Origin of the sequence: Microvirga pudoricolor (assembly GCF_016892705.1) — a bacterium.
GTDB classification, from domain to species: domain Bacteria; phylum Pseudomonadota; class Alphaproteobacteria; order Rhizobiales; family Beijerinckiaceae; genus Microvirga; species Microvirga pudoricolor.
Genome location: NZ_JAFEMB010000001.1, coordinates 1716675 through 1740901 on the forward strand (window position 1 = coordinate 1716675; position 24227 = coordinate 1740901).

Annotated in this window: 26 protein-coding genes, 1 tRNA gene and 1 pseudogene; 15 read left to right on the forward strand and 13 right to left on the reverse strand. The window is 67.0% G+C overall.

The features are described 5' to 3' along the window. Nucleotides 1–103: 103 nt before the first annotated feature. Together ILT42_RS08005 and ILT42_RS08010 are read left to right on the forward strand one after the other, a co-directional pair. Nucleotides 104–790, forward strand: a complete 687-nt coding sequence (locus ILT42_RS08005; protein ID WP_204214909.1) for a response regulator transcription factor — start codon at nucleotides 104–106, stop codon at nucleotides 788–790. Between the two features lie 4 nt (nucleotides 791–794). After that, on the forward strand, nucleotides 795–1274 hold the full coding sequence (locus ILT42_RS08010) for a cyclic nucleotide-binding domain-containing protein (protein ID WP_204214910.1): 480 nt from the start codon (nucleotides 795–797) through the stop codon (nucleotides 1272–1274). 46 nt (nucleotides 1275–1320) lie between these two features. Here ILT42_RS08010 and xth read toward each other — a convergent pair whose 3' ends face one another. After that, nucleotides 1321–2136, reverse strand: coding sequence for an exodeoxyribonuclease III (gene xth / locus ILT42_RS08015; RefSeq protein ID WP_204214911.1), 816 nt, complete (start codon nucleotides 2134–2136; stop codon nucleotides 1321–1323). Nucleotides 2137–2266: 130 nt separating this feature from the next. On the opposite strand from xth, the gene ILT42_RS08020 reads away from it, so the two are divergent. Continuing rightward, the gene (locus ILT42_RS08020) at nucleotides 2267–3697 is read left to right on the forward strand and encodes a calcium-binding protein (RefSeq protein ID WP_204214912.1); all 1431 of its coding nucleotides are present in this window, start codon (nucleotides 2267–2269) and stop codon (nucleotides 3695–3697) included. 99 nt (nucleotides 3698–3796) lie between these two features. On the opposite strand, the gene ILT42_RS08025 is transcribed toward ILT42_RS08020, so the two are convergent. After that, complete coding sequence (locus ILT42_RS08025; RefSeq protein WP_204214913.1) at nucleotides 3797–5134, reverse strand: adenylate/guanylate cyclase domain-containing protein; 1338 nt, start codon at nucleotides 5132–5134, stop codon at nucleotides 3797–3799. A gap of 143 nt (nucleotides 5135–5277) precedes the next feature. Here ILT42_RS08025 and ILT42_RS08030 point away from each other — a divergent pair, with 143 nt between their 5' ends. Next, entirely contained in the window at nucleotides 5278–5766 is a 489-nt protein-coding gene (locus ILT42_RS08030; protein WP_204214914.1) for a YaiI/YqxD family protein, read from the forward strand. Here ILT42_RS08030 and ILT42_RS08035 read toward each other — a convergent pair. Genes ILT42_RS08035 through ILT42_RS08045 form a run of 3 tightly spaced genes read right to left on the reverse strand, consistent with a single transcriptional unit; the run spans nucleotide 5732 to nucleotide 7249 of the window. Further along, nucleotides 5732–6310 (reverse strand): DsbE family thiol:disulfide interchange protein, encoded by a 579-nt coding sequence (locus ILT42_RS08035; protein WP_204214915.1) that lies wholly within the window; start codon nucleotides 6308–6310, stop codon nucleotides 5732–5734. The genes ILT42_RS08030 and ILT42_RS08035 overlap by 35 nt on opposite strands. Then, nucleotides 6303–6461, reverse strand: a complete 159-nt coding sequence (gene ccmD / locus ILT42_RS08040; RefSeq protein ID WP_204214916.1) for a heme exporter protein CcmD — start codon at nucleotides 6459–6461, stop codon at nucleotides 6303–6305. The genes ILT42_RS08035 and ccmD overlap by 8 nt, the downstream gene beginning before the upstream one ends. Nucleotides 6462–6463: 2 nt before the next feature. Then, complete coding sequence (locus ILT42_RS08045) at nucleotides 6464–7249, reverse strand: heme ABC transporter permease (protein ID WP_229428362.1); 786 nt, start codon at nucleotides 7247–7249, stop codon at nucleotides 6464–6466. Between the two features lie 396 nt (nucleotides 7250–7645). Between ILT42_RS08045 and ILT42_RS08050 the strand changes: the two genes are divergently transcribed. Beyond that, nucleotides 7646–8653 (forward strand): M23 family metallopeptidase, encoded by a 1008-nt coding sequence (locus ILT42_RS08050; RefSeq protein ID WP_204214917.1) that lies wholly within the window; start codon nucleotides 7646–7648, stop codon nucleotides 8651–8653. Between the two features lie 668 nt (nucleotides 8654–9321). On the opposite strand, the gene ccmB is transcribed toward ILT42_RS08050, so the two are convergent. Together ccmB and ccmA are read right to left on the reverse strand one after the other, a co-directional pair. Continuing rightward, nucleotides 9322–9990, reverse strand: coding sequence for a heme exporter protein CcmB (gene ccmB / locus ILT42_RS08055; protein ID WP_204214918.1), 669 nt, complete (start codon nucleotides 9988–9990; stop codon nucleotides 9322–9324). A 140-nt stretch (nucleotides 9991–10130) separates the two neighbouring features. Further along, a pseudogene (gene ccmA, locus ILT42_RS08060) lies at nucleotides 10131–10769 on the reverse strand (heme ABC exporter ATP-binding protein CcmA); the annotation flags it as partial. Nucleotides 10770–10986: 217 nt separating this feature from the next. On the opposite strand from ccmA, the gene acnA reads away from it, so the two are divergent. Beyond that, complete coding sequence (gene acnA, locus ILT42_RS08065) at nucleotides 10987–13692, forward strand: aconitate hydratase AcnA (RefSeq protein WP_204214920.1); 2706 nt, start codon at nucleotides 10987–10989, stop codon at nucleotides 13690–13692. A 27-nt stretch (nucleotides 13693–13719) separates the two neighbouring features. Here the strand turns inward: acnA and ILT42_RS08070 are convergent, their stop codons facing one another. Beyond that, a complete protein-coding gene (locus ILT42_RS08070) occupies nucleotides 13720–14700 on the reverse strand; it encodes an AraC family transcriptional regulator (protein WP_204214921.1) in 981 nt (326 codons plus the stop codon). A 122-nt stretch (nucleotides 14701–14822) separates the two neighbouring features. Between ILT42_RS08070 and ILT42_RS08075 the strand changes: the two genes are divergently transcribed. From ILT42_RS08075 to ILT42_RS08090, 4 genes are all read left to right on the forward strand, one after another. Next, a complete protein-coding gene (locus ILT42_RS08075) occupies nucleotides 14823–15719 on the forward strand; it encodes an SDR family oxidoreductase (RefSeq protein WP_204214922.1) in 897 nt (298 codons plus the stop codon). Nucleotides 15720–15894: 175 nt separating this feature from the next. After that, complete coding sequence (locus ILT42_RS08080; protein ID WP_204214923.1) at nucleotides 15895–16401, forward strand: GNAT family N-acetyltransferase; 507 nt, start codon at nucleotides 15895–15897, stop codon at nucleotides 16399–16401. A gap of 96 nt (nucleotides 16402–16497) precedes the next feature. Then, complete coding sequence (ppa, locus tag ILT42_RS08085; RefSeq protein ID WP_204214924.1) at nucleotides 16498–17034, forward strand: inorganic diphosphatase; 537 nt, start codon at nucleotides 16498–16500, stop codon at nucleotides 17032–17034. A gap of 63 nt (nucleotides 17035–17097) precedes the next feature. Beyond that, entirely contained in the window at nucleotides 17098–17511 is a 414-nt protein-coding gene (locus tag ILT42_RS08090) for a lysozyme inhibitor LprI family protein (protein ID WP_204214925.1), read from the forward strand. A 55-nt stretch (nucleotides 17512–17566) separates the two neighbouring features. Here ILT42_RS08090 and ILT42_RS08095 read toward each other — a convergent pair whose 3' ends face one another. Beyond that, nucleotides 17567–18322, reverse strand: coding sequence for a cation transporter (locus ILT42_RS08095; RefSeq protein WP_204214926.1), 756 nt, complete (start codon nucleotides 18320–18322; stop codon nucleotides 17567–17569). Between the two features lie 79 nt (nucleotides 18323–18401). On the opposite strand from ILT42_RS08095, the gene ILT42_RS08100 reads away from it, so the two are divergent. Beyond that, nucleotides 18402–18839: a MerR family transcriptional regulator gene (locus tag ILT42_RS08100; protein ID WP_204214927.1), complete on the forward strand. Its 438-nt coding sequence runs from the start codon at nucleotides 18402–18404 to the stop codon at nucleotides 18837–18839. On the opposite strand, the gene ILT42_RS08105 is transcribed toward ILT42_RS08100, so the two are convergent. Further along, entirely contained in the window at nucleotides 18823–19332 is a 510-nt protein-coding gene (locus tag ILT42_RS08105) for a DUF1993 domain-containing protein (protein WP_204214928.1), read from the reverse strand. The genes ILT42_RS08100 and ILT42_RS08105 overlap by 17 nt on opposite strands. 38 nt (nucleotides 19333–19370) lie before the next feature. Further along, nucleotides 19371–20276 carry a LysR family transcriptional regulator gene (locus ILT42_RS08110; protein WP_204214929.1) on the reverse strand — a complete coding sequence of 302 codons (906 nt, stop codon included), beginning with the start codon at nucleotides 20274–20276 and terminating at the stop codon, nucleotides 19371–19373. A gap of 93 nt (nucleotides 20277–20369) precedes the next feature. On the opposite strand from ILT42_RS08110, the gene ILT42_RS08115 reads away from it, so the two are divergent. Next, on the forward strand, nucleotides 20370–21365 hold the full coding sequence (locus ILT42_RS08115) for an aldo/keto reductase (RefSeq protein WP_204214930.1): 996 nt from the start codon (nucleotides 20370–20372) through the stop codon (nucleotides 21363–21365). 57 nt (nucleotides 21366–21422) lie between these two features. Here ILT42_RS08115 and ILT42_RS08120 read toward each other — a convergent pair whose 3' ends face one another. Then, nucleotides 21423–22679: a ubiquinone biosynthesis hydroxylase gene (locus ILT42_RS08120; RefSeq protein ID WP_204214931.1), complete on the reverse strand. Its 1257-nt coding sequence runs from the start codon at nucleotides 22677–22679 to the stop codon at nucleotides 21423–21425. Between the two features lie 117 nt (nucleotides 22680–22796). Then, complete coding sequence (locus ILT42_RS08125; protein ID WP_204214932.1) at nucleotides 22797–22994, reverse strand: hypothetical protein; 198 nt, start codon at nucleotides 22992–22994, stop codon at nucleotides 22797–22799. Nucleotides 22995–23077: 83 nt separating this feature from the next. On the opposite strand from ILT42_RS08125, the gene ILT42_RS08130 reads away from it, so the two are divergent. The 3 genes from ILT42_RS08130 to ILT42_RS08140 all read left to right on the forward strand — a co-directional run bounded on the left by ILT42_RS08130 (nucleotide 23078) and on the right by ILT42_RS08140 (nucleotide 24223). Beyond that, a complete protein-coding gene (locus tag ILT42_RS08130; protein ID WP_204214933.1) occupies nucleotides 23078–23341 on the forward strand; it encodes a hypothetical protein in 264 nt (87 codons plus the stop codon). A 280-nt stretch (nucleotides 23342–23621) separates the two neighbouring features. Next, on the forward strand, nucleotides 23622–24110 hold the full coding sequence (locus ILT42_RS08135) for a helix-turn-helix domain-containing protein (RefSeq protein ID WP_204214934.1): 489 nt from the start codon (nucleotides 23622–23624) through the stop codon (nucleotides 24108–24110). A gap of 7 nt (nucleotides 24111–24117) precedes the next feature. Continuing rightward, a tRNA-Arg gene (locus ILT42_RS08140) sits at nucleotides 24118–24223 on the forward strand. Nucleotides 24224–24227: the final 4 nt, after the last annotated feature.

Below are 24227 nucleotides of genomic sequence, written 5' to 3' on the forward strand. Positions count from 1 at the left end.
GGGAAGGGGCCGCCTCTTGTTGTCAAGGCAGGAGTGACTACTCTATGGCGAAGCGCCGGGTTTTCCCAGAGCCCGCGCCCTTGCAGCTTCGGAAAGGTTTCTGATGTCGAATGCCAGCCGCATCCTTGTCGTCGACGATGATCGGGATCTCCGCGAAACCCTGGCCGAGCAGCTCGACTTCTACGACGAGTTCCAGATCAAGACCGCCCAGAACGCGACCGAGGCCATCGAGACGGTCAAGGACACCCGCATCGACCTCGCCATCATGGATGTGGGCCTGCCCGACATGGATGGCCGCGAGGCCGTGAAGGTGATGCGCCGGGACGGCTTCCGCAGCCCCGTGATCATGCTCACCGGCCAGGGCTCGGACGCCGACACCGTCATGGGCCTGGAGGCGGGCGCCAACGATTACGTGACCAAGCCCTTCAAGTTCGCGGTGCTGCTGGCCCGCATCCGGGCGCAGCTGCGCCAGTATGAGGCGAGCGAGGACGCGGTGTTCCAGATCGGCCCCTACACGTTCCGGCCGGGCTCGAAGCTCCTGTCCACCGATAAGGGCTCGAAGCTCAAGCTCACCGAGAAGGAGACGGCGATCCTGCGCTATCTCTACCGGGCCAATCAGGAGGTGGTGGGGCGCGATACCCTCCTGGCGGAGGTCTGGGGCTACAACTCCAACGTCACCACCCACACCCTCGAAACCCATATCTACCGCCTGCGCCAGAAGATCGAGGCGGACCCGTCCAACGCCCGTATCCTCGTGACGGAGCCCGGCGGCTACAAACTGATGCCCTGACCCCATGACCCTCGAGGACGATATCGGGCTCCTGTCGCGGGCGCCCCTCCTGAACCTGCTCGAACGGGACGCGCTTCGACTCGTCGCCTTCGCGGCGGAGCCGCGCGTGCTCCGGGCCGGAGACATGCTGTTCCGCAAGGGCGACCGGTCGGATGGCGGCTACGTGGTGAAGAGCGGCGCGGTCGCCCTCGATGCCAGGGACGACGGCTCGCCCGCGGCCTTCATCGCCGGGCCCGGCAGCCTCATCGGCCAGGCCGCCCTGTTCACCCGCATCGAGCGCCCCGCCACCGCGACGGCCCGCGAGCCCTCCGCGGTGATCCGGATCAGCCCGAGTCTCATGCGCCGGGTCCTGGAGGAGTTCCCGGGCGCCGCCGCGTCGATCCAGGACGCGATGGCCGAGGAGCTGGAGCGCATGAATGCGGGATTGGAGCGGGTGCGGCGCCAGCTGATGGCGATCGACGGCGGGGATACGCCGGCGGCCTAGGAGGCCTCCCCATCGCCTTCGTCCGGATGGCCCATGAACCGGGCCGCTAGAGCTCCAGCACCGCCGTCACCGGCACATGGTCGGACGGACGCTCCCAGCCGCGGGTCTCGCGGGAGACGTCGATGGATTTCAGGGTTCCGGCCAGGTCGCCCGAGAGCCAGATATGGTCGAGGCGGCGGCCCTTGTTGGCGGCGGCCCAATCGGGAGAGCGGTAGCTCCACCAGGAATAGATCTTCTCGGGCTCCGGGCGCAGGTGACGCATGGCGTCGGTCCAGCCGGCCTCCCCGCGCAGCTCCTCCAGGGCCTTCGTTTCGACCGGCGTATGGCTCACCACGTCGAGGAGCTGCTTGTGGCTCCACACGTCGTGCTCGAGGGGCGCCACGTTGAGGTCGCCCACCAGGATGGCGGGCGCGCCGGTGGGCTTGGCGGTGCCGCCCCAGGCGCGCAGCTCCTCCATGAACTGGAGCTTGTGCTGGAACTTCTCGTTCAGCTTCGGGTCCGGGATGTCGCCGCCCGCCGGGATGTAGAAATTGTGGATCGTGATCCCGCCCGCCTTCTTGGCGTCACGCGCCAGGGTCACGGTGATGTGGCGGGCATCCGCGCGGCCGCACATCTCCATGTTGCTCGTGGCCGAGAACGGGTAGCGCGACAGGATCGCGACGCCGTTATAGCCCTTCTGGCCCATATGGACCACGAACGGATACCCGAAGCTCTGGAGCTCTTTGAGCGGAAACTTGTCGTTCGGGCACTTGGTCTCCTGCAGGCACAGGATGTCGGGACGACGTTCGCTCAGGAAACGCCGCACCTGATCGATGCGCAGGCGAACCGAGTTGATGTTCCAGGTCGAGACGGTGAGCTGCACGGGAGGCGTCCTTTGTTGGTGTCGCCTTCAATAAAGGGAAAAATCAACACGGCAAAGATTAAGCTTGACCGGTAAAAGTACGCTACGTAATAGCGTCTCAAATACGATTTTTAATTAGGTTTTGAATATTATGGCAAGTGGATGGAATGACATCGACGGCAAGGACATTTCGGAGAAGCTCACCGGCACGGACAATCCGGACATCATCCGTGGCTACGCCGGCGACGACACGCTTGAGGGAGGCAAGGCCGACGATCAGCTCTTCGGCGGAACTGGCAACGATTTCCTGAAGGGCGAGGCCGGAAGCGACTATCTCTGGGGCGACCAGGGCGACGACATGTACGAATGGGATGGCGGCAACGATACCATCTACGACGAGAGCGGCAACGACAGCGTCATCGTCACGGGCAAGGCGTCCGAGTACAAGTATGCCGCCGACTGGAACAGCGGCCATCTCACGATCACGGCGAATGACGGATCGGCTTTGACGATCCAGCGATACTTCACGTTCACCCCCAAAAACATCGCCGCATTGCCCGCAGTTTCAGGGCAGACGATTGAAAAAATCGTGTTCGAGGATGGCTCCTGGGGACGTGACGACGTGCTGCGGGCCGTGAAGCCAGCAGGGGAATCGTTCAAGGGAACGGCCCAGAACGAAGTCCTGGTCGGAACGATGGGGGACGACATCATCGAAGGCAATGACGGCACCCATGTCATGCGCGGCGGCCTTGGAGACGACACCTATCTCTGGGGGCCGGGCGCCAACAAGCTCGTCGGGGCCATCGGCGACACCGTCGACGACTACAGCGGCAACGACATGGTGATTTTCGGCTATGCCTTCACCGACCTGAAGTTCGCGACCGATCAGGAGAACGTCAATCTTTGGGTGGCGGCGCCCGATGGGCAAACCCTCATCATCGAAAACTATTTCGATGTGAAGAATCCCTCTGGGTTCACCATCGCGGGTCCCATTGAAACCCTGAAATTCTCCGATGGGTCGATCAAGACGCTGTCCGACATCCGGACGATCGTGACGACGACCGTCGGCGGCGATTCCAAAGACAAGATCAACGGAAGTATCAAGGCTGAACTGCTGGCCGGCAAAGCCGGCAACGATACCGTCAAGGGCAATGCCGGACACGATGTTCTGATCGGCGGCTTCGGCCACGACGACCTGTCGGCCGGCGCCGGCAACGACGTCATCATCGGCGGAGCCGGCACCGATACCATTTCCGGGGGAGCGGGGCGCGACAGGTTCGTCTTCGACGCCGCACCGGAGAGCGGCCCGAACCGGAAGATGATGGACACGATCATCGACTTCCAGCACGGCGTCGACCGTATCGACCTCAAGGACATCGACGCCAACAAGGCGGCGGCAGGCAACAACAAGTTCCGATGGCTGCTGACGGGGGAGCAGACATTCACCAAAGCGGGCCAGCTGCACTACGATGCCAAGACCGGGATCCTGTCGGGGAACACGGACAAGGACGCGTCGGCGGAGTTCATGATCCTGCTGAAGAACAAGCCGGCCGTGGTGACTCTGGCCGACTTCATCCTCTGACGTCGGCGTCACGAACAAGGCCGCCGCTATCGAATAGCGGCGGCCTCTCAATGGGAAACGTCAGCGGAGCATATCCCGTCACGGCATGACGGGATGCGCTCAAACCGGCCGCATCACGCAGACCGGACGGGTGACGCCCGGCAGGTCCACGTTCTCGACCTCGACCCATGCGTCGATCTCGCCCGCCGACTCGACGGTCTCGCGGGAGGCGAGCAGGGGCGCGTCGGCGGCCTTCGTGGCCTGCTCGATGCGCGCGCACTGGTTCACGGTCTCGCCGAGCACCGTGAACTCGAGCCGGCTCTCGTCCCCCACCACGCCGCAGAACACCTCGCCCGTGTGGATGCCGATCCCCACCCGCACGGCCGGGTCGAAGCCCCGCTTGGCGTTCCAGCGCTCGATGAGGGTGAGCAGCGTGCGGCCGCATTCCAGCGCCCGAGCGGCGTCGCTCGTGCTCTCGGTCGGAACGCCGAACAGGATCAACGCCCCATCCCCCGTGAACTTGTCGATCATGCCGCCATAGCGGGCCGCCGCCCGGATGACCCGGCGCCGGAAGGCCGTGATGAAGATCGCGAGGCGTGCCGGATCCATGGTCTCGCCGAACGTGGTGGAGGCGCGCATGTCCACGAACAGGAGGGTGATGCGGATGCGCCGCCCGGCCCTCAGGGACGCGAAGGCCTGGTCGGTGAGGATCGGCGCGAGTTCCCCCGGCAGGTAGCGCACGAGGTGGAGCCGCATGGTGGTCTCGCGCACCGCCCGGTCGAGAAGGAAGCGGCCCTGCTGGGCCACCACCACGAGGATGAGCGCCGCCGACACCACCATGATCACCCGCACCATGTTGGCGGATTCGCCGAACAGGCCCGCCAGCGCCGCGAGATCCGTGCGGCGCTCGGCGATCGTCAGGGCCTCGCCCGACAGGCCCAGCACCAGGAAGCCCACCGCGTACAGGCCCGCCACGTAGAGCTGGAGCCGGGGCCGATAATAGATCGCGGTGGCCGCCATGGTGATGGGCACCACCCAGGCGATGGGCGAGGCCGCGAACAGGCTGCCGGGGATCCCCAGCACCACGTGGCCGTAGAGGAGGTTGCCGAAGATCAGGACGGCGTCGACCGTGGCCGCCACCACCGGCAGGGTCTGGATGGCGATGCGCCGGGAGGCGAGCCAAGCCTCGCACCAGCCCGCGAGCCCGAACAGCACCAGGGTGACTTCCACGGCGGCGATCTGGCGCAGCGCGACCGGGTTGGAGATCCGGACCCCGCTCACCGCGGCCAGCACCCCGATGAGGAGCAGGCCCGCCGCCACCACGCGGGCGAGGCCGGCCCGGCGCAGGGCCAGGACCTCGGCCTCCTTCACGAGCCGTTCCGTGGCGTTGTCGAGGCGGTGGCGCTTCCGGCGCCGTTCGGGCTGGGGATCGGACGGGGCGCTGGATGGAGCGGACAAGGGAACGAGACGCTGCCCGAAAGGGGTGGGAGGAAACGGTCCGTTTCGGTCAACCGGGGCCGTTCCTGGGAGACAACCGGCCCGCCGCGTATTAGTTCTCCCCGTGAAGCAACCCCTCCGCCCTCGTCACAGACCGGTCCCGCATGACTGACCCGCTCCCGCCCATCGAAATCCTCGTCGATGCCGATGCCTGCCCGGTGAAGGCCGAGATCTACAAGGTCGCGGAGCGCCACCGGGCGCGGGTGTTCGTGGTCGCCAACAGCTTCATCAACGTGCCCCGCGATCCCCTGGTCGAGCGCGTGATCGTGGGCTCGGGCTTCGACGCGGCGGACGATTGGATCGCCGAACGGGCCCGGCGCGGCTGCATCGTGGTGACGTCCGACATCCCGCTGGCGAGCCGCTGCGTGAAGGCGGGCGCGGATGTGCTCGGCCCCACCGGCAGGCCGTTCTCGGAGGCCTCCATCGGCATGGCGCTCGCCACCCGCAACCTCATGGAGGACCTGCGCGCCATGGGCGAGGTCTCGGGCGGGCCCAAACCCTTCTCGCCCCGCGACCGCTCGGCGTTCCTGTCGGCGCTGGACGTGGCCCTCAACCGCCTCAAGCGGGCGGGGTTTGGCGCAGGCGCTCCCTGAACGCTCCGATATTGGCCGGAGTCAGCGGCCCGATCTGCTTGTGCCGGATGGTGCCGTCGGGGCCGACGATGAAGGTTTCGGGCACGCCGTAGACGCCCCACTCGATGGCGGCGCGGCCCTTGGGGTCGACGCCCACGGCCGAGAACGGGTTGCCGAGCTGGCCGAGGAAGCGGCGGGCGTTGTCGGGGTCGTCCTTCATGTTGATGCCGACCACGCGGATCGACGGATCACGCGCCAAGTCCACCAGGAGCGGGTGCTCCTCCCGGCAGGGCCCGCACCAGGACGCCCAGATGTTCACCACGGTGGTCCGGCCCTTCAAGTCCTCGCTGGAGAAGCCCGGCACGGGGCGGCCCCCTGCCACGAGGCCCTCCAGCGGCTCGAGCCGGAAAGCCGGCGCGGGCTTGCCGATCAGCGCCGAGGGCACCCGGGACGGGTCGCCGGAGCCGAGCCGCACCAGGAACAGGCCCGCCAGCGCCACGAAGACCAGGACGGGCAGGAGATAGAGCAGGTGGGGACGGGAGCGGGCCAGGGTCGCGTCAGCCACGGCGCGACCTCCGGCCGACGCCCCGGGATTCGAGATCCGCGAGCGCCCGCACTTGGGCGCGATAATCGAGCACGGCCCGCAGGACCAGGCCCGCCACGACGAAGGCCGTGACGCCGTAGGCGCCCGCGATGAAGAATGTATAGGGGCTCATGGTCAGGCCGCTCCCGTGCGGATAGGGGCCGGGCCGGCGGGTGCCGGGTGAGCCAACCCGGCATCGAGGCGCTCGGCCTCCAGGATGGTGAGCGTCCGCACCCGGCGGCGCAGGATCTCGGTGCGCATGCCCGACAGGTGCAGGGCAACGCCTAAGAGGGTGAAGCCCACGGCCATGACCAGCAACGGCACCAGGATCGACGGGTGGATGGTGGAGCCGCCCATGCGGAACACGGAGGCGGGCTGGTGCAGGGTGTTCCACCAATCGACGGAGAACTTCACGACAGGGATGTTGACCGCGCCCACCAGCGTCAGGATCGACACCGCCCGGGCGGCGCGGTTGGGCTCCTCAATGGCGTTCCACAGGGCCAGGATGCCGCCATAGATCAGCAGCAGCACCAGCATGGAGGTAAGCCGCGCGTCCCACACCCAGTAGGTGCCCCACATGGGCTTGCCCCAGAGCGAGCCGGTGACGAGGCAGATCAGCGTGAAGGCGGCCCCGATGGGCGCGGCGGCCTTCTGGGACACGTCCGCCAGGGGATGGCGCCAGACCAGGGACCCGACCGCGGAGGCCGCCATGGTGACGTAGAAGAAAAGCCCGAGCCAGGCGGCGGGCACGTGCACGTACATGATCCTGACCGTGTCGCCCTGCTGGTAATCGGCGGGCGCCACGAAGAAGGCGAGATACAGCCCGACGACCAGAACGACGGCCGAGAGCCCGCCGATCCACGGCAGCGCTATGCCGCTGAGGCTCATGAAACGGGTCGGGTTGGCAAGCTCACGGATCATGGCCCCGATGTAGCGGCCCGAAGGCCCGCCCGCAACGAGAGGATTGACGCAAGGAGGCGAATGGCGAGTGGCGAAGGGTGCCTGAAAGCAGCCTTCACCCTCAAAACCTCATCCTGAGGAGGCCGTCAGGCCGTCTTGAAGCCTCATCCCGAGGGAATGGCGGAGCCATTCGTCTCGAAGCCTCATCCTGAGGGCCCGCGCAGCGGGCGTCTCGAAGGATTGTCCAGATCGCGCTGGAAACACTCCGCTGGAGCCCTCCTTCGAGACAGGCCTGACGGCCCTCCTCAGGATGAGGTCGAGGGGAGGATGCCGTTGTCGAGCCGATGCGGCATCGTCCGCCTTCCATCCGCCACCGTCCCCGCCCTATATCCCCCGCATCACTGTTGCGAGACGACCATGCGCGCGCTTTCCCTGAGCCTCTTGTCCTCGGGCCTCCTGCCTGCCCTCATCCTCGGCGCGACTGCCGCGACGGCCCAGGACATCTCCCTCCGGCTGCCGCTCGCCTGCGAGGTGGGCAAGACCTGCTTCGTGCAGCATCTCGTGGACCGGGACCCGTCCCCGGCCACACGGGATTATCAATGCGGGCGGCTGACCTATGACGGGCATGACGGCACGGATCTGCGTCTGCCCACGATGGCGGCCCAGAAACAGGGCGTCGACGTTCTGGCGGCGGCGGACGGGAAGGTGTTGCGCACCCGCGACGGCGTGGCGGACGTATCCATCGCGGCGACCGGCAAGGACGCGGTGCAGAACATCGAATGCGGCAACGGAGTGGTGATCGATCACGGCAACGGCTGGCAGACCCAGTATTGCCATATGGCCAAGGACAGCATCGCGGTCCGGTCCGGCGATGCCGTGAAGGCGGGAGACAGGCTCGGCCGGGTCGGCCTGTCGGGCCAGACCGAGTTTCCGCACCTGCATTTTACCGTGCGCAAGGACGACAAGGCGGTGGATCCCTTCGCGTTCGGGGCGGCGCCGGAGGCCTGCGGCGGCGGGACCTCGCTCTGGGACGCGTCCGCCCGCGCGAGCCTGTCCTACCAGCAGCCCTACCTGCTCAACAAAGGCTTCGCTCCCGGTCCCGTGACCATGGAGGCCATCGAATCCGGCACCGTCGAGACCAGCCTGCCGGATGCCGCCTCGACCGCGCTGGTGGCCTATATCCGGGCGGTCGGGCTGCGCGGCGGCGATATCCAGACCCTCACGCTGTTCGGCCCCGACGGCAAGCCGCTCGCCCAGAACAAGGTGCCGGCCCTCGACCGCGACAAGGCCCAATGGATGTCCTTCGGCGGCCTGCGCCGCCCCGCCTCCGGGTGGCCGCCGGGCCTCTACCGGGCGGTCTACCGGGTGGAGCGGGACGGCAAGCCGGTGCTGGAGCAGGCGTTCGGGATCAACTTGAAACCGTGACGGCAGGAAAGGGCCGGGGGCCTGCAGACCGTTTCAAGCGGCTCGATCGGCTTTTGGACTCCACGTCTTGGACATGTGCCGATGCCCCCCGGCCACGGAAATCGAGCCTGCCATCGGTTTCCACGGGCCCATGAGGCTCTTGCGGAGATTGGACGTCCACGGACTCAGCGCCACATTTTTGTTCAGCCGAGCAGATGTTTGCGCGCCGCCGATCCAAAAACTGTCGTCATGCGCGGCCTTGAGCCGCGTATCCACGTCTTCAAATGAGATTTCTTGCGACGTGTGGCGTGGGTGCCCGGATCAAGTCCGGGCATGACGGCAGGATGTTTGCGTTCCGACAATTAAACGCGCCCGACTTTTCGACCCTGGTCGCTTGGCGACGCTTCCCTCTCCCGTTTGGGAGAGGGGCAGGGGAGAGGGAATGCCGTTTCAGAATAGAAGAGCGGAGCCTCGACCTCTTCCCCTCCCCCTTGTGGGGAGGGTCGAGTCGCGAAAACGACCGGGGTGGGGGTGTGAGCGCTCCATCGAACCAGCGTCGTGCAGACACCCCCACCTCCAACTCCTCCCCACAAGGGGGAGGAGAGGGCCGAACTGCACCGGTGCGAGCGTACCCCACGAGACACCGCGCTCCCTCACCCCAACCCTCTCCCACTCGGGAGAGGGAGAACTCACTCCCCCGCCCTGAGCGCCGCCGCCGCCCCGAAGGTCCCGACCACGGCGCTGACCAGCGTGATCGCCATGAGGATCAGGAACGGCGTCATGAACGGCACCGTGCCGCCGAGCGCCGCGTTGGCGGCCGCGACGCCGAAGATCAGGGTGGGGATCATGAAGGGCAGGACCAGGATCGACAGGATCAGGCCGCCCCGGCGTAAGGACGCCGTGAGCGCCGCCCCGACCGCCCCCAGGAAGGCGAGCGCGGGCGTTCCGACGAGCAGCGTCGCCACCATGGCGAGCATGCCCTCGGGACTCAGCGCCACCAGCAGGCCGAAAAGCGGCGCGGCGATCACCAGCGGCAGGCCCGTGGTGAGCCAATAGGCCAGCACTTTGGCGAGCACGATCACCTCGAGCGGCGCGGGCGACAGGCGCAGGAGGTCGAGGGAGCCGTCCTCCTCGTCGGCCTGGAACAGCCGGTCGAGGCCGAGCAGCGTCGCGAGCACGGCCGCGATCCACAGGATCGCGGGGCCGATCCGCGCCAGCAGGTTGAGATCGGGCCCGAGCGCGAAGGGGATCAGGGTCACGATCGCCAGGAAGAAGATCAGGCCCATGACGCCCGAGCCGCCGACACGGGCCGCGAGCCTCAGGTCGCGGATCAGGAGGGCCCGGAAGGAGCGGGTCATGATCCCTCTCCGCGTCTTCCCTCTCCCCCATCCGGATCGGATTTTCCCGATCTGGATCGTCCCTCTCCCCTTTGCGGGAGAGAGTGGCCCGCAGGGCCGGGAGAGGGGGCGTCAGGAGGTGGGTTCGACCCCTCTCCCGCCTCGCTGCGCTCGGCACCCTCCCCCGCGGAGGGGGGAGGGAAGGCGCGCTCGATCCGGATCTCTTTGGGCGTCTTCAGAAACAACGGCACGTGCGTCGTGGCGGCGATCAGGCCGCCTTTCGCACGGTGATCCTCCAGGAGCCCGCGCAAGATCTCCTGCGAGGCGGCATCGAGGGCCGAGGTCGGTTCGTCGAGGAGCCAGAGCGGGCGATGGGCCACGAGGAGCCGGGCCAGCGCCACCCGGTGCCGCTGCCCGGCCGAGAGATAGCCCACGGGTAGCCGGGCCGCATGAGCGAGCCCCACCGCCTCCAGGGCCTCGAGGGCGGAGAGCGCGGGACACCCCAGGAAGTCCCGGGCGAAGTCGAGGTTTTCCCGAGCCGTCAGGGCGCCCTTCAGGGCATCCCGGTGGCCGACATGGTGAAGGCTCTCGGCCAGGCTGCGCTCCCCGGCTCCGTCCCAGAGAATCCGGCCCCCGGCCGGGCGGAGACGACCGGCCAGCATCTCCAAGAGGGAGGATTTGCCGGCGCCGTTGCGTCCCGTGACGAGTAGGGCTTCCCCCTCGTCGAGAGTGAACGAGACCCCGTCGAAAACCCGGCGCCCGCCCCGCTCGCAAGCCAAACCCCTGACGCTGAGACGCAACCGCAAAACCCCCCGCGAAAAACCACCCCGGAATCGTTCTAATCCGTGTAGCGGGGCGTTTGAAAATGATCTATACCACCCGCGGCTGCGCCGCGCGCCACGGCGTCCAATCCGTCTCGCGCGCTTTTCCCTGTCCGGGCGCCCCCGGAGCGGCGCGCGCATTTCGCGCTTTCGGCCGAACACTGTGTTCGTAACCCAATGCACGCGAGGATTCGCCGTGACCGCTTCCAATAGCTTCAATGCCAGCCAGACCCTCCAGGTCGGCGACAAGTCCTATACCTACTATTCCATCCCCGAGGCCGAAAAGAACGGCCTCGCCGACGTCTCGCGCCTGCCCTTCTCCATGAAGGTGCTGCTCGAGAACCTCCTGCGCTACGAGGACGGCCGCACCGTCCACAAGGCCGATATCGAGGCCGTGGCGGCCTGGCTTGCCAACAAGGGCAAGGACGAGAAGGAGATCGCCTATCGTCCGGCGCGCGTGCTGATGCAGGACTTCACCGGCGTGCCCGCCGTGGTGGATCTGGCGGCCATGCGCGACGCCATGAAGAATCTCGGCGGCGACCCGCGCAAGATCAACCCGCTCGTGCCCGTCGACCTCGTCATCGACCACTCGGTGATCGTGGATGAGTTCGGCACGCCCAAGGCCTTCGACCGCAACGTGGAGCTCGAATACGAGCGCAACGGCGAGCGCTACCGCTTCCTGAAATGGGGCCAGACCGCCTTCGAGAACTTCTCGGTGGTGCCTCCCGGCACCGGCATCTGCCACCAGGTCAACCTGGAATTCCTGTCCCAGACCGTGTGGACCCGCAAGGACGTGGCGTCCGGCAACGAGATCGCCTATCCGGACACCCTGGTGGGCACCGACTCGCACACCACCATGGTCAACGGCCTCGCCGTGCTGGGCTGGGGCGTGGGCGGCATCGAGGCCGAGGCCGCCATGCTGGGCCAGCCCGTTTCCATGCTGATCCCGGAAGTGATCGGCTTCAAGCTCACGGGCAAGCTGAAGGAAGGCATCACGGCCACCGACCTGGTGCTCACCGTCACCCAGATGCTGCGCAAGAAGGGCGTGGTGGGCAAGTTCGTGGAGTTCTACGGACCGGGCCTCAACGACATGTCCGTGGCCGACCGCGCCACCATCGGCAACATGGCGCCCGAATACGGCGCCACCTGCGGCTTCTTCCCGATCGACCAGAAGACGATCGACTATCTCAAGACCACGAGCCGCACCCCCGAGCGCGTGGCTTTGGTCGAGGCCTACGCCAAGGCTCAAGGGATGTGGCGCACCGCCGAGACGCCGGACCCGGTCTTCACCGACAGCCTGGCGCTGGACCTGGGCGACGTGCAGCCCTCGCTCGCCGGCCCCAAGCGCCCGCAGGACCGCGTGACGCTCGACACCTCCAAGACCTCCTTCGAGGGCGCCATGGAGACCGAGTTCCGCAAGGCCGCCGAGATCGGCAAGCGCGTCAAGGTCGATGACGCCAATTTCGACATCGGCCACGGCGACGTGGTGATCGCGGCGATCACCTCCTGCACCAACACCTCGAACCCGAGCGTGATGATCGGCGCGGGGCTTCTGGCCCGCAACGCCGTCGCCAAGGGCCTGTCGTCGAAGCCCTGGGTGAAGACCTCGCTCGCGCCCGGCTCGCAGATCGTCGAGGAATACTTCAAGAAGGCCGGCCTGCAGGGCGACCTGGACACGCTCGGCTTCAACCTGGTGGGCTTCGGCTGCACCACCTGCATCGGCAATTCGGGCCCGCTGCCGGAGAACATCTCGAAGGCCATCAACGACAACGACCTCGTGGCCGTGTCGGTGCTATCGGGCAACCGCAACTTCGAGGGCCGCGTGAACCCGGACGTGCGCGCCAACTACCTGGCCTCGCCGCCGCTGGTGGTCGCCTACGCGCTGGCGGGCTCCATGCTGATCGACCTCACCACCGAGCCGCTGGGCACCGGGTCCGACGGCCAGCCGGTCTACCTCAAGGACATCTGGCCGTCTTCCGCCGAGGTGCAGGAGTTCATCGACCGCACGATCACGAGCGAGCTGTTCAAGACCCGCTACGCCGACGTGTTCACGGGCGACGAGAACTGGAAGAAGGTCACCTTCGAGCCGGGCCTCACCTACGAGTGGGACATGGGTTCGACCTACGTGCAGAACCCGCCCTATTTCGAGGGCATGACCAAGGAGCCCAAGCCCGTCACGGATATCGTGAATGCGCGGGTGCTGGGCCTCTTCCAGGATTCGATCACCACCGACCACATCTCGCCCGCCGGCAACATCCGGGCGAACTCGCCCGCCGGCGAGTACCTCCAGTCGCATCAGGTGCGCGTGGCCGACTTCAACCAGTACGGCACCCGTCGCGGCAACCACGAGGTCATGATGCGCGGCACCTTCGCCAATATCCGCATCAAGAACCAGATGGTGAAGGACGAGAGCGGCCACGTGGTCGAGGGCGGCTACACCATCCACCAGCCCTCCGGCGAGCGGATGTGGATCTACGACGCTGCCATGCGCTACCAGGCCGAGGGCGTGCCGCTGGTGATCCTGGCCGGCAAGGAATACGGCACCGGCTCGTCCCGCGACTGGGCCGCGAAGGGCACGAACCTTCTGGGCGTGCGCGCCGTGATCGCCGAGAGCTTCGAGCGCATCCACCGCTCGAACCTCGTCGGCATGGGCGTGGCTCCCTTCGTGTTCGAGGGCGACACCTCCTGGGCGTCGCTCGGCCTCAAGGGCGACGAGACGATCACCATTCTGGGGCTGACCGGCGACGTGAAGCCGCGTCAGCGCATGGAGATGGAGATCACCTCGGCGGACGGTTCCAAGAAGACGGTCCCGCTGGTCTGCCGCATCGATACGCTCGACGAGCTGGAATACTTCCGCAACGGCGGCATTCTCCAGTACGTGCTGCGCCAGCTCGCGGCCTAAGGCTGCGGGCGTCTCGCGCCCGAACCCTCAAGCCCGCTCCGAAAGGAGCGGGCTTTTTTGTAGGGGATCGAGCGGAGCGCCGTCGCCCGGCAAAACGGGTAGTCGGCCGCGCCCGTATTGCCGGGGCGAGACGCCCATCACCCGCTTGAAAGCCGTGCCGAAGGCGCTCTCGGATTCGTAACCCAGCGACAGGGCGATGCCGGACACCGGATCCTGCGTGCGCGCCAGCCGGTCCGCCGCCAGCCTCATCCGCCAACGGGTCAGGTACTCCATGGGGGCCGTGCCCACGGCGCTCCGGAACGCGAGGGCGAAGGCCGACCGCGACATGCCCGCCTCCCCGGCCAGGTCGCGAAGCGTCCAGCGCCGCGCCGGGTCTTCGTGCACGGCATTGATCGCGCCCCGCAGCCGCTTGTCCGCGAGCCCGGCGAGCCAGCCCGCAGCACCCTCAGGCTCCTCGTTCAGGGAGAGCCGCAGGGCCTGGACCAGCATCATGTGCGCAAGGTGCCGCAGGACCAGCGCGCCGCCGGGCTGGGGCTCGCGCAGCTCCGCCATCATTTGCTCCACCGAGCGGCGCAAGGGGTCGCCGCTCAGGGGCGCGCGGATATGCACGAGAGGCGGCAGGAGGCCCAGCAGGACGGGCGCCTGGTCCTGCGCCAGGGCGAAGCGGCTGCTGACCAGGAGCACGTCCCCGCCGCCGTTCCAGGTGACCACCCCGCCCCGGCGGGCGGAGGCGAAAACGTTGCCTGCCGCAACGGGCGGCAGGACCGGGTCGCTCGCCAGCCGGAACGGACGCCCGCCCGGGAGCAGGAAGCAATGACCGGGCTCCAGGCGGGCCGCCTCGGGAACGCCGTCCACCGAGAGCCAGCACCGGCCGGACACCACGGCCCCGCATTTGATCGTGTGGGGCGGGCCCGGAAACCCGACCGACCAGCGGCCGCCCGCGTCGAGACCCGCCGACATGTAGTCGAGGGGGCGCAGCAGCGACAGGATATCCGAGAGCGTGTCCATGACCCATCCTGGACGATTGCGAGAAAAACAAGGACGATGCAGCATAGATCGTCCCGGAGTGATCGCCTAGCCTCCTCTCATCAGCCGACCCTGCGGGCTATGGCGAGACGAGGAGAAACGGGATGCGGGTTTTCGTGACGGGGGCAACGGGCTTCATCGGCGGGGCGGTCGTGCGGGATCTGATGGAGGCGGGCCATCGGGTCACCGGCCTCGCGCGCTCCGAGGCAGCCGCCAACGCTCTGGAGGCCGCCGGGGCCGGCGTCCACCGGGCCAGCCTCGAGGACCTCGACGGCCTGCGGGCGGGAGCCGAGGCGGCCGAGGGCGTGATTCACACGGCCTTCAACCATGATTTCACGACGTTCCGGGACAATTGCGAGGCTGACCGGCGGGTGATCGCGGCGCTCGGTTCCGGCCTTGCGGGCTCGGACCGCCCTCTCGTGGTCACGTCGGGGATCGGCATCCTGCCGCAGGGTCGGGTATCGACCGAAGCCTCGGACCCGGCCACGGGCGCGGCCGCCCATCCCAGAGCCGCGTCCGAGGAGGCGGCGAACGCGCTTGCGGCCGAGGGCCTGCCTGTGTCGGTGGTGCGGCTCCCCCCGTCCGTGCATGGGGATGGGGATCGCGGTTTCGTGCCGATCCTCATCGGCATCGCCCGCCGGACGGGAATCTCCGCCTTCATCGGCGATGGGGCGAACCGCTGGCCCGCCGTTCACCGGGACGATGCCGCCCGGCTCTTCCGGCTCGCCCTCGAACACGGATCCGCTGGGGCCCGCCACCACGGGGTTGCCGAGGAGGGGATCCTGTTCCGGGACATCGCGGGCGTGATCGGACGCCGCCTCGATCTCCCGGTGCGGAGCTTGACCCCCGACGAGGCTGCCCGGCATTTCGGCTGGTTTGCGCATTTTGCAGGTCTGGATTGTCCGACTTCGAGCCGCCTGACGCAGGAGCGGCTCGGATGGCGGCCGAAGGGGATCGGCCTCCTCGAGGATCTCGACCGGCCGGGCTACGTTCAGGGCTGAACCCACCCTCTCGCCAGGTCCAATGCTTTGCCGGCTTGCGGCATTTTGGCCCCTGCGCACCGGTCTCCCTGTCTGCTTGAATGGTCACGCTTTCGAACCGGGGGCCGTTAAGCGCGCGTTAACCCTCCCGGGCGGAAGCTGATGTTGCGGCTCAGATTTTTTCAAGCGACTGCCCATGAGCGACCTTCTCGTCAGTATCCGCCACGCCAAGCCCACCGACGCCCCCGCCCTGGCGAAGGTGTTCGACGCGGCCTGGCGGGAGGCCTACCAGGGCATCATTCCCGGCGTCGCCCTGGAGAAGATGCTGGCCCGGCGCGGCCCGCGCTGGTGGCGCTCGACCCTGAGCCGGGGCCGCCCGCTGGCGGTGCTCGATATCGGCCAGGGCGTGGCGGGCTACGTCTCCTATGGCCGCTGCCGAGACCGGGCCCTGCCTGCCGGCGGCGAGATCGACGAGCTCTACCTGGCGCCCGAGTATCAGGGCCTCGGCTTCGGCCGTCGGCTGTTCAAGGCGGTGCGCAACGACCTGCGCGACCGGGACATGGAGCGCGTGGCGGTCTGGGCCCTGGCCGACAACGCCCGGGCCTGCGCGTTCTATGAAGGGCTGGGCGGCCGGAGCATCGCCCGGGTAGACGAGCGCATCGGCGGCATCCCGTTAGCCAAGATCGCATATCTGTTCGGTTGAAACCTTCCCCAGGCTTGTTGCTTGCTCCGAGTACGGGTAGTGAGGCCATAAGACGCGTCTTTTGACGACCCGCCTCATGTTCGGAGAAACGCCCTTATGCGCATCGACGCCATCCCGACCGGAAAGAACCCGCCGGACGACGTGAACGTCGTCATCGAAGTGCCGCTCGGCGGCGAGCCCATCAAGTACGAGATGGACAAGGATTCCGGCGCCCTCTTCGTGGACCGGTTCCTCTACACGTCCATGCGCTACCCCGGCAATTACGGCTTCGTCCCGCACACGCTCTCGGGCGACGGCGACCCGTGCGACGTGCTCGTGGCCAACACCCGCGCCATCGCGCCCGGGGCCGTCATCAACGTACGGCCCGTGGGCGTGCTGGTGATGGAGGACGACGGCGGCGAGGACGAGAAGATCATCGCGGTGCCGTCGAGCAAGCTCACCCAGCGCTACGACCGGGTGAAGACCTATACGGACCTGCCGGAGATCACCCTCAAGCAGATCGAGCACTTCTTCGAGCACTACAAGGATCTGGAGCCCGGCAAGTGGGTGAAGATCATCCGCTGGGGCGACGCCACGGAAGCCCATCGCCTGATCCGCGAGGGCATGGAGCGCGCCGCCAAGCAGAAGGCCTGAGCGCGAAACACGGAAGGCCGGGTCTTGCCCGGCCTTCATCTCAGCGCAACGTGGAAGACAACGATGATGGTCCGGCTCGTTCTCGGCATCCTGGCCCTGGGATGCGTCTCGACGATGGCTCATGCCCAATGGGCGCCTCCGACATCCTGCGACCGCTTCGGCGGCTATGAGGCGCAGAACTGCCTCAACAAGGCGATCACTGAAGCCGATAAGGCGCTGAACGTGGCCTACCAGCGTGCGCAGGCGTATATCACCGCCGACACCGACACGCCGGCCGACCAGAAGCCGGCCTGGCAGGCGAACCTCGTGAAGGCCCAGCGGGCCTGGATCGCCTACCGGAACGCCAATTGCCTGTTCGAGCTGATCGGCGCCGAGTGGGACAACCGAAGCGGCACGACGGCGGCCCAGCAGGCCTGCGTTCTCGACATGACGCAGCGGCGGACCAAGGAACTGACGGAGCGGTACACCTCGAACTAGGTGTCCCGGCGCGCCCCTGCAGGGATGTAAGGCCGGGTTCGGAGCCCGGCCTTTTTCATTCCGCCGGAGACGGATGAGCGTGGGTCGGACCAGCGCGGAACTCCGCCCAGGCCTGGCGCAGGATCTGCACCGCCGAGGTCAGGAACAGGCCCGCCATGATGGCCGCCACGGCAAGGTCCGGCCAGGCCGAGGCGCTGCCCCAGACGCCGAGCGCCGCCGCCATGACGATCACGTTGCCGATGGCGTCGTTGCGGGAGCAGAGCCAGACCGAGCGCACATTGGCGTCCCCATCCTTGTAGCGCATGAGCAGGAGCACGCTCGCCACGTTGACGGCAAGGGCCATCAGGCCGATGCCGCCCATGATCTCGGCGCGAGGCAGGTCGAGGAACAGCACCGCATAGGCCGTCGAGCCCATGACCCAGGCGCCCATGACGGTCAGGCTCAGGCCCTTGGCCAGGGCTGCCGTGGCACGCACCCGAAGGCTCGCGCCGATGACCGCCAGGCTCAGCCCGTAGGTGACCGTATCGGCCAGGAAGTCGAGGGCGTCGGCCTGGAGCGCCTGCGATCCGGCGAGCTGCCCGGCGAGCAGCTCGATCAGGAACATGCCGCCGTTGAGCGCGATCACCGTCCACAGCACCCGCTTGTAGCGCGGGTCCACCCCGTCGAAGACCGGGACGCCGCCACCGCAGCCGCAGGTGTCGTGAGCCTGATCGTGAGCCTTCGCGGCGGCCTCAGGGGCGTGATCGTGCCCGTGGTGGTCATGCCCGTGGTGGTCGTGTCCATGATGGTTCGTGCAGCAGGCCTCGGCCATGAAGCGATTCCTTTTCAAGCGTTGGGAATCGGCTTACTCTCTCTAGCGACTAGAGGTTCAAGCGAAAAGTTGAGGCGCCATGCGGGGATTGTCCATCGGCGAATTGGCCCGGCGCACGGGCGTGAAGGTGCCGACCATTCGCTACTATGAAGAGGTCGGTCTCTTGGACGCACCCGACCGTTCGGAGGGCGGGCAGCGGCGCTACAATGCGCGTTCCGTGGGGCGGCTCGACTTCATCCGCCATGCCCGCGAACTGGGATTCGACATGCCGGTGATCCGGGAGATGATGGCCTTGAGCCTCGATCCGGGCCAATCCTGCGAGGCCGTGGATGCCATCGCGACGGAGCACCTCGCGGCCATCGACCGGCGCATCGCCCATCTCACCAGCCTCCGGGCCGAGATCGCCCGGATGGTCGAGGGCTGCGCCCATGGCGAAGTGCGGGAGTGCCGCATCCTCCAGGTTCTGGGCGATCACGGCCAATGCGCCGAGGATCACGTGATCAATCGGCAGGGCTGAGGAAATCGGCCTTGCCGACCTTCACGCCCTTATGGCGAAGGATGCCGTGGGCCGTCGTGACGTGAAAATAAAAATTCGGCAGCGCGAAGGTGAGGAGATACGAATCGCCCCGGAATGTCGGCTTTCGGCTTCCGAAGGAGAGTTCGACGCTCCGTCCCTCACTCCCGTCCAGGGCGTCCGGCGGGATGCTGTCGAGATACGCGACCGTCTTGGCGATGCGCTCCTGCAATTCCGGAAAGGTCGTTTCCGTATCCGGGAAGGACGGCGCCGCGACACCGGAGAGACGCACGCCCGACAGCTTCGAGGTGTCGCTGGCGCGCTGCACCTGGCCCGAGAGCGGCAGCATGTCGGGCGCGAGGCGCGCGCCGATCAGGTCGGCTGGGTCGAGCCCGTTCTCCCGCGCATGGGCCTCGCCCTTGCGCAGCAGACCCGACAGCACGGTGAGGCCCCGGACGAAGACCGGGATGGAGGCTTGATGCATCGAGAGGGGCATGGGGTGTCCTTCCATGGGCCGATTCCGGCGCTGAGACCTTAGCCGCGGGAAGCGGCCTCGGCTTTGAGAAAATCCACGAAGGCGCGCAGGGGCGCGGGCATGTGGCGGCGGCTCGGATAGTATAGAAACGGGCCGGAGAAGCGCGGCGACCACGCGTGCAGCACCTGCACCAGCGCGCCACTCTCCAGAGCGGGCGCCAAAAAATCCGCGAAGGTATGGATGAAGCCCAGGCCCTCGACGGCGGCGCTCAATTCCAGGTCGATGGTGGTGGCGATCAGCGGCCCCGTCGGGTTGATCTTGACACTCTCCGGACCCCGCTCGAACTCCCACGGCAGGGTGACGCCGCTGATGAAGCGGTGGCGGACGCACGGGACATGCAGCAGGTCGCGGGGATGGGACGGGATGCCGTGCAGGGCGAGGCAGGATGGCGCGGCGGCGGTCACATAACACTGCTCCCGCGGGCCGACCGGGACCGCGATCATGTCCCGCTCCAGGCTCTCGTCGTAGCGGATGCCCGCGTCGAAGCCCGCCGCCAGCACGTCGATGAGGCTGTCCTCGGTGGTGACCTCGAGCACGATGCCGGGGTGGGCCCGCAGGAAGCGGCCGACGACGGGCGGAAGGACCGAGCGGGCCACGATGTGGGGCACGTTGAGCCGGAGGGTTCCGGTCGGGCTGTCCCGGAAATGGTTGACCGCGTCGAGGGCGGCGGCGACCTCGACCAAGGCGGGTCCGAGGCGGTCCAGCAATCGCTCGCCCGCCTCCGTCGGCGTCACGCTGCGGGTGGTACGGTTGAGGAGCCGGACGCCGAGCCGCCCCTCGAGACGGCGCAGAGCTTCGCTCAAGGACGAGGCCGAGACCCCGCGCAGGCGCGCGGCCTGCCGGAAGGAGCGGGTGCGGGCGACCGCCGCGAAAGCGTCGAGGTCGCCAAGGTCGAGATCCGTCATTGTTCGAGTTTCCGAACGGCCCGTTCTGGTCATGCCGGATTATCGCACGGCCGAAAAGAGGGCATATGGCTTTCACCCCTCCGGAGACCTGCCATGCACACCAAGACCCTCGGCCGGACAGGCCCCCTCGTTTCCGCCCTCGGCCTCGGCTGCATGGGCATGTCGGGCATGTACGGCCCCGCCGACCGACAAGAGAGCATCGCCACGATTCACGCGGCCCTGGAGGCCGGGATCACCCTGCTGGATACCGGCGATTTCTACGGCATGGGCCACAACGAGATGCTGATCGGTGAGGCCCTGCGCGGCCGCAACCGGGACGACGTGGTGATCAGCGTGAAGTTCGGGGCCCTGCGCGATCCGCAGAACGGCTGGTCCGGCTACGATGCGCGGCCCGCCGCCGTGAAGAACTTCCTGGCCTATTCGCTCCAGCGCCTGGGCGTCGACCACATCGACGTGTACCGCCCGTCGCGCCTCGATCCCGCCGTGCCGATCGAGGACACGATCGGGGCGATCGCCGACATGGTGAAGGCCGGCTACGTGCGCCATATCGGGTTGTCCGAGATGGGCTCCGAGACGATCCGCCGGGCCGCCGCCGTGCATCCCATCTCCGACCTCCAGATCGAGTACTCGCTGCTCTCGCGGGGCATCGAGGACGGCATCCTGCAAACCTGCCGGGAGCTCGGCATCGGCGTCACGGCCTATGGGGTCCTGTCGCGGGGCCTCATCAGCGGGCATTGGCAAAAGGGCGCCGCTCAGGCCGGCGATTTCCGCAGCGTCAGCCCGCGCTTCCAGGGCGAGAACGCGGACCGCAACCTCGCCCTCGTGGAAGCCCTGCGGGCCATCGCGAGGCGCAAGGGCGTGAGCGTGGCCCAGATCGCCATCGCGTGGGTGGCCGCGCAAGACCCGCTGATCGTGCCGCTGGTGGGGGCCCGCCGCCGGGACCGGCTGACCGAGGCGCTGGGGTCGCTGGACGTGACCTTGAGCGCGGAGGATCTCGCGGCCATCGAGGCCGCCGTTCCGAAGGGCTCCGCCGCAGGCACGCGCTACGCGGAGCCGCTCATGGCGCATCTCGACAGCGAGCGGGGCTAGAGCCTCTCGCGCACAAGGGGTCCCGGTTTTGCGGTCGCACGATGCGGCACAAGGGTCCTAGAGCGCCTCGCCCCTCAGGAGGCGGGGCGCGTTCCGGTTCGTGGTGCCGGCCGCCTCGCGGATGAAGAAGCGCTTGAGGCCCGGCATGCGGTCCACGAGGCCAAGGCCCAGATCCCGGGCGAGCCGTACCGGCAAGGCGTCGTTGGAAAACAGGCGGTTGAGCACGTCCGTCACCACCCCCATGGCGGTGATGTCCCGGCGGCGGGCGCTCTCGTAGGCGTCGAGCACATCCGCGCCGCCCGGATCGCCGCCCAGCCGCATGGCGTCGATGACGATCTCGGCCAAAGCCGCCGCGTCGTGCAGGCCCAAATTGAGACCCTGCCCGGCGATGGGATGGATCACATGCGCGGCGTCGCCCAGGAGAGCGATGCGCTCGCCCACGAAGGAGCGGGCAATCCCGAAGGAGAGCGGGTAGGCGTGCGGCCGGGTGTCGAAGGCGATGCGACCGAGCTGCAGCCCGAAGCGGCGCTCCAGCTCCAGCAGAAGGTCCTCCGGATGGGATTCCAGCAGTACCGGCACCGCGTCGGAGCGCTCGGTCCACACGATGGAGGAGCGGTGGGGAAGCCCCGTATCCGGCACGGTGCCGGGATCCTTGAGAGGCAGGATCGCGAAGGGGCCGGAGGGCAGGAAATGCTCCACGGCCCGGCCCTCGTGGTCGCGCTCGTGCGCGATGGTGGCCACGATGGCCGATTGCCGGTACGGCCAGGCGATCCAGCCGATTCCGGCCCGCTCGCGCAGCTTCGAACGCGCGCCGTCCGCCGCCACGAGCAGGTGGGCGGAGAGGGGTTCGCCCTCGCCGAGCGTCACCGCGATCCGGCCCGGCTCGTTGGAAAAGCCTTTCACGCCCGTGGGCCGCAGGCTGACGCCCGCGTTCCGGCAGGCCTCGAGCAGGGAAGCCGTCAGGTCGCCGGACGTGACCATGTGGGCGAAGGGTTCGCCGTCGTCCACGGCGCCGTCGAAGGTGAGGAAGACCGGCCGCACCGGATCGTGCAGGCGGCTGTCGGTGATGGTCATGTCGAGGATGGGCTGCGCCTTCGGCTCGACCTCGGGCCAGACGCCCAAGGCGTTCAGCATCCGCCGCGCCGCCGCCGCGATGGCGAAGGCCCGGCGGTCCCCGTTCGGATCGCGCGCCAGCGCCGGATCGCACATCACCACGTCGACCCCATCGCCCAAGGCCTGCTTGAGGGCCAGCGCCAGGGACAGGCCCGCCAGTCCCCCGCCGGCGATCACGATGCGGGACGCGTCTGCGCTCATGTCTGTCTCCTTCAGGTCCGTTTCGAGGTGTTTCCCATTGCGGCGAATGCGTCAAGCAGAGGCCGCAACACTTATTGCCGTCAGCAAGACCCGCGACCATAGGGCTTGCGAAACCAGTCACAGACCCCGGTTAGATGTCTCCTGCCGCTCCAACTCCCGCAACTTTTCGCGCAGGAAGGCTTCGATCTGATCCTCGATGGTTTCGACCCGGAGGCCCTTCTCGGCCAGGGCTTGGACCAGGTCCGCGATCTCAGGCCGCTTGGGGCCGTAGATAGGCCAGTCATGCAGCAAATGGTGGTCGTCAGGATGGATCATTGGTCTCTCCCGCAATCCCGAGATTTTATCGAAGGGCGCACTTATACGTTGGCATATTGCCAGCACAGCGCAACAATGTTTGCATGGTGCCTAACTTTCCCCGCCTTTGCGCCCAGGCCGATCTCGTCCGCCGCTGGAACTACAGTCGGGAGGGCCTTCGCAATCTGATCCGGTTTGATCCCAACTTCCCCGAGCCCATCACCGCCGTGAACAACGGTCGGACCCGGCTTTGGCTCGTCAGCGACGTCGAGGATTATGAGCGCAAACGTCCTTGGCTCCGGGACGACGAAGCCAAGCGGCGGCGGATCGTTCACGGCTACATGCGCAGCCTAGGCGGGCCTAATTGAAATCTGACTTACTCAAAACAGGCCGCACCGGGCGAACAGGAGGACGTCCCATGAATTGTCCTATGAGTATCTGACCATTCGTCCATTGATCCATTGGTCCTGATTATCAATGAATCCTACTTTGGGTGCGCCTGGGTACATCCGCCCGGCGTACATGGGTTCACACGGCGGGCGGCTTTCCATACATCCGGGGACGAATTTAGAGACGCCCCTGGAGACATTGTTTTCTCAATAAGACCTCGCAATATTAACCTTATTCAAGCGAGGCCGAGGGCATCCAATGAGTAAGAGCACGGACGTTAAAGAGCTGGATGTAGAGAAGCTTCGCGTCAATGAAAAGAAGTGGGGCAAGTCGCTAATGGCAGCCGGGTGGAATGCCATCCCTAACGTGATTATCGAGAAGCAGGAGGCTCTAGGGTTAGACGCCCTCGATATGAACATCATTATCCATCTGTCCCATTACTGGTGGCGTTCCGATAACCTTCCCCACCCATCTGTTGAGACAATAGCGAAAGCTATTGGTGTAAAGCCTCGTACAATCCAGAAACGTGTGAAGGCTCTGCAGGAGTTAGGACTTATTACGCGCCATGAACGGCGGCACACAAAGCGGGGGAGTGATACCAATCTCTATAGCTTCGAAGGGCTGATCAAAGCAGCTCAACCATTCGCAGAAGAAAAATTGGATGAGATCAAAAAGAACACTGAAGCCAAAAGAGAACGGCTTAGTCGGAAGAAGCCTAAATTAGTCGTCAATAACGACAAAGAATAACGAGTTTCGCGGCGTAGCTCAGCAGGATAGAGCACCTTGCTTTCTACGTGGATGGGATACAGCAATTCTATCTACGGGCAGGGAGGTCGTGGGTTCAAGTCCCCCCGCCGCGTTTAG

What these genes read in the sequence shown, in the direction of transcription:
- ILT42_RS08005 (WP_204214909.1), top strand. Translation starts at nt 104, where the DNA reads ATGTCGAATGCCAGCCGCATCCTTGTCGTCGACGATGATCGGGATCTC.
- ILT42_RS08010 (WP_204214910.1), top strand. Translation starts at nt 795, where the DNA reads ATGACCCTCGAGGACGATATCGGGCTCCTGTCGCGGGCGCCCCTCCTG.
- ILT42_RS08020 (WP_204214912.1), top strand. Translation starts at nt 2,267, where the DNA reads ATGGCAAGTGGATGGAATGACATCGACGGCAAGGACATTTCGGAGAAG.
- ILT42_RS08030 (WP_204214914.1), top strand. Translation starts at nt 5,278, where the DNA reads ATGACTGACCCGCTCCCGCCCATCGAAATCCTCGTCGATGCCGATGCC.
- ccmD (WP_204214916.1), bottom strand. Translation starts at nt 6,461, where the DNA reads ATGAGCCCCTATACATTCTTCATCGCGGGCGCCTACGGCGTCACGGCC.
- ILT42_RS08045 (WP_229428362.1), bottom strand. Translation starts at nt 7,249, where the DNA reads ATGATCCGTGAGCTTGCCAACCCGACCCGTTTCATGAGCCTCAGCGGC.
- ILT42_RS08050 (WP_204214917.1), top strand. Translation starts at nt 7,646, where the DNA reads ATGCGCGCGCTTTCCCTGAGCCTCTTGTCCTCGGGCCTCCTGCCTGCC.
- ccmB (WP_204214918.1), bottom strand. Translation starts at nt 9,990, where the DNA reads ATGACCCGCTCCTTCCGGGCCCTCCTGATCCGCGACCTGAGGCTCGCG.
- ILT42_RS08070 (WP_204214921.1), bottom strand. Translation starts at nt 14,700, where the DNA reads ATGGACACGCTCTCGGATATCCTGTCGCTGCTGCGCCCCCTCGACTAC.
- ILT42_RS08075 (WP_204214922.1), top strand. Translation starts at nt 14,823, where the DNA reads ATGCGGGTTTTCGTGACGGGGGCAACGGGCTTCATCGGCGGGGCGGTC.
- ILT42_RS08080 (WP_204214923.1), top strand. Translation starts at nt 15,895, where the DNA reads ATGAGCGACCTTCTCGTCAGTATCCGCCACGCCAAGCCCACCGACGCC.
- ppa (WP_204214924.1), top strand. Translation starts at nt 16,498, where the DNA reads ATGCGCATCGACGCCATCCCGACCGGAAAGAACCCGCCGGACGACGTG.
- ILT42_RS08090 (WP_204214925.1), top strand. Translation starts at nt 17,098, where the DNA reads ATGATGGTCCGGCTCGTTCTCGGCATCCTGGCCCTGGGATGCGTCTCG.
- ILT42_RS08095 (WP_204214926.1), bottom strand. Translation starts at nt 18,322, where the DNA reads ATGGCCGAGGCCTGCTGCACGAACCATCATGGACACGACCACCACGGG.
- ILT42_RS08100 (WP_204214927.1), top strand. Translation starts at nt 18,402, where the DNA reads ATGCGGGGATTGTCCATCGGCGAATTGGCCCGGCGCACGGGCGTGAAG.
- ILT42_RS08105 (WP_204214928.1), bottom strand. Translation starts at nt 19,332, where the DNA reads ATGCCCCTCTCGATGCATCAAGCCTCCATCCCGGTCTTCGTCCGGGGC.
- ILT42_RS08110 (WP_204214929.1), bottom strand. Translation starts at nt 20,276, where the DNA reads ATGACGGATCTCGACCTTGGCGACCTCGACGCTTTCGCGGCGGTCGCC.
- ILT42_RS08115 (WP_204214930.1), top strand. Translation starts at nt 20,370, where the DNA reads ATGCACACCAAGACCCTCGGCCGGACAGGCCCCCTCGTTTCCGCCCTC.
- ILT42_RS08120 (WP_204214931.1), bottom strand. Translation starts at nt 22,679, where the DNA reads ATGAGCGCAGACGCGTCCCGCATCGTGATCGCCGGCGGGGGACTGGCG.
- ILT42_RS08125 (WP_204214932.1), bottom strand. Translation starts at nt 22,994, where the DNA reads ATGATCCATCCTGACGACCACCATTTGCTGCATGACTGGCCTATCTAC.
- ILT42_RS08130 (WP_204214933.1), top strand. Translation starts at nt 23,078, where the DNA reads ATGGTGCCTAACTTTCCCCGCCTTTGCGCCCAGGCCGATCTCGTCCGC.
- ILT42_RS08135 (WP_204214934.1), top strand. Translation starts at nt 23,622, where the DNA reads ATGAGTAAGAGCACGGACGTTAAAGAGCTGGATGTAGAGAAGCTTCGC.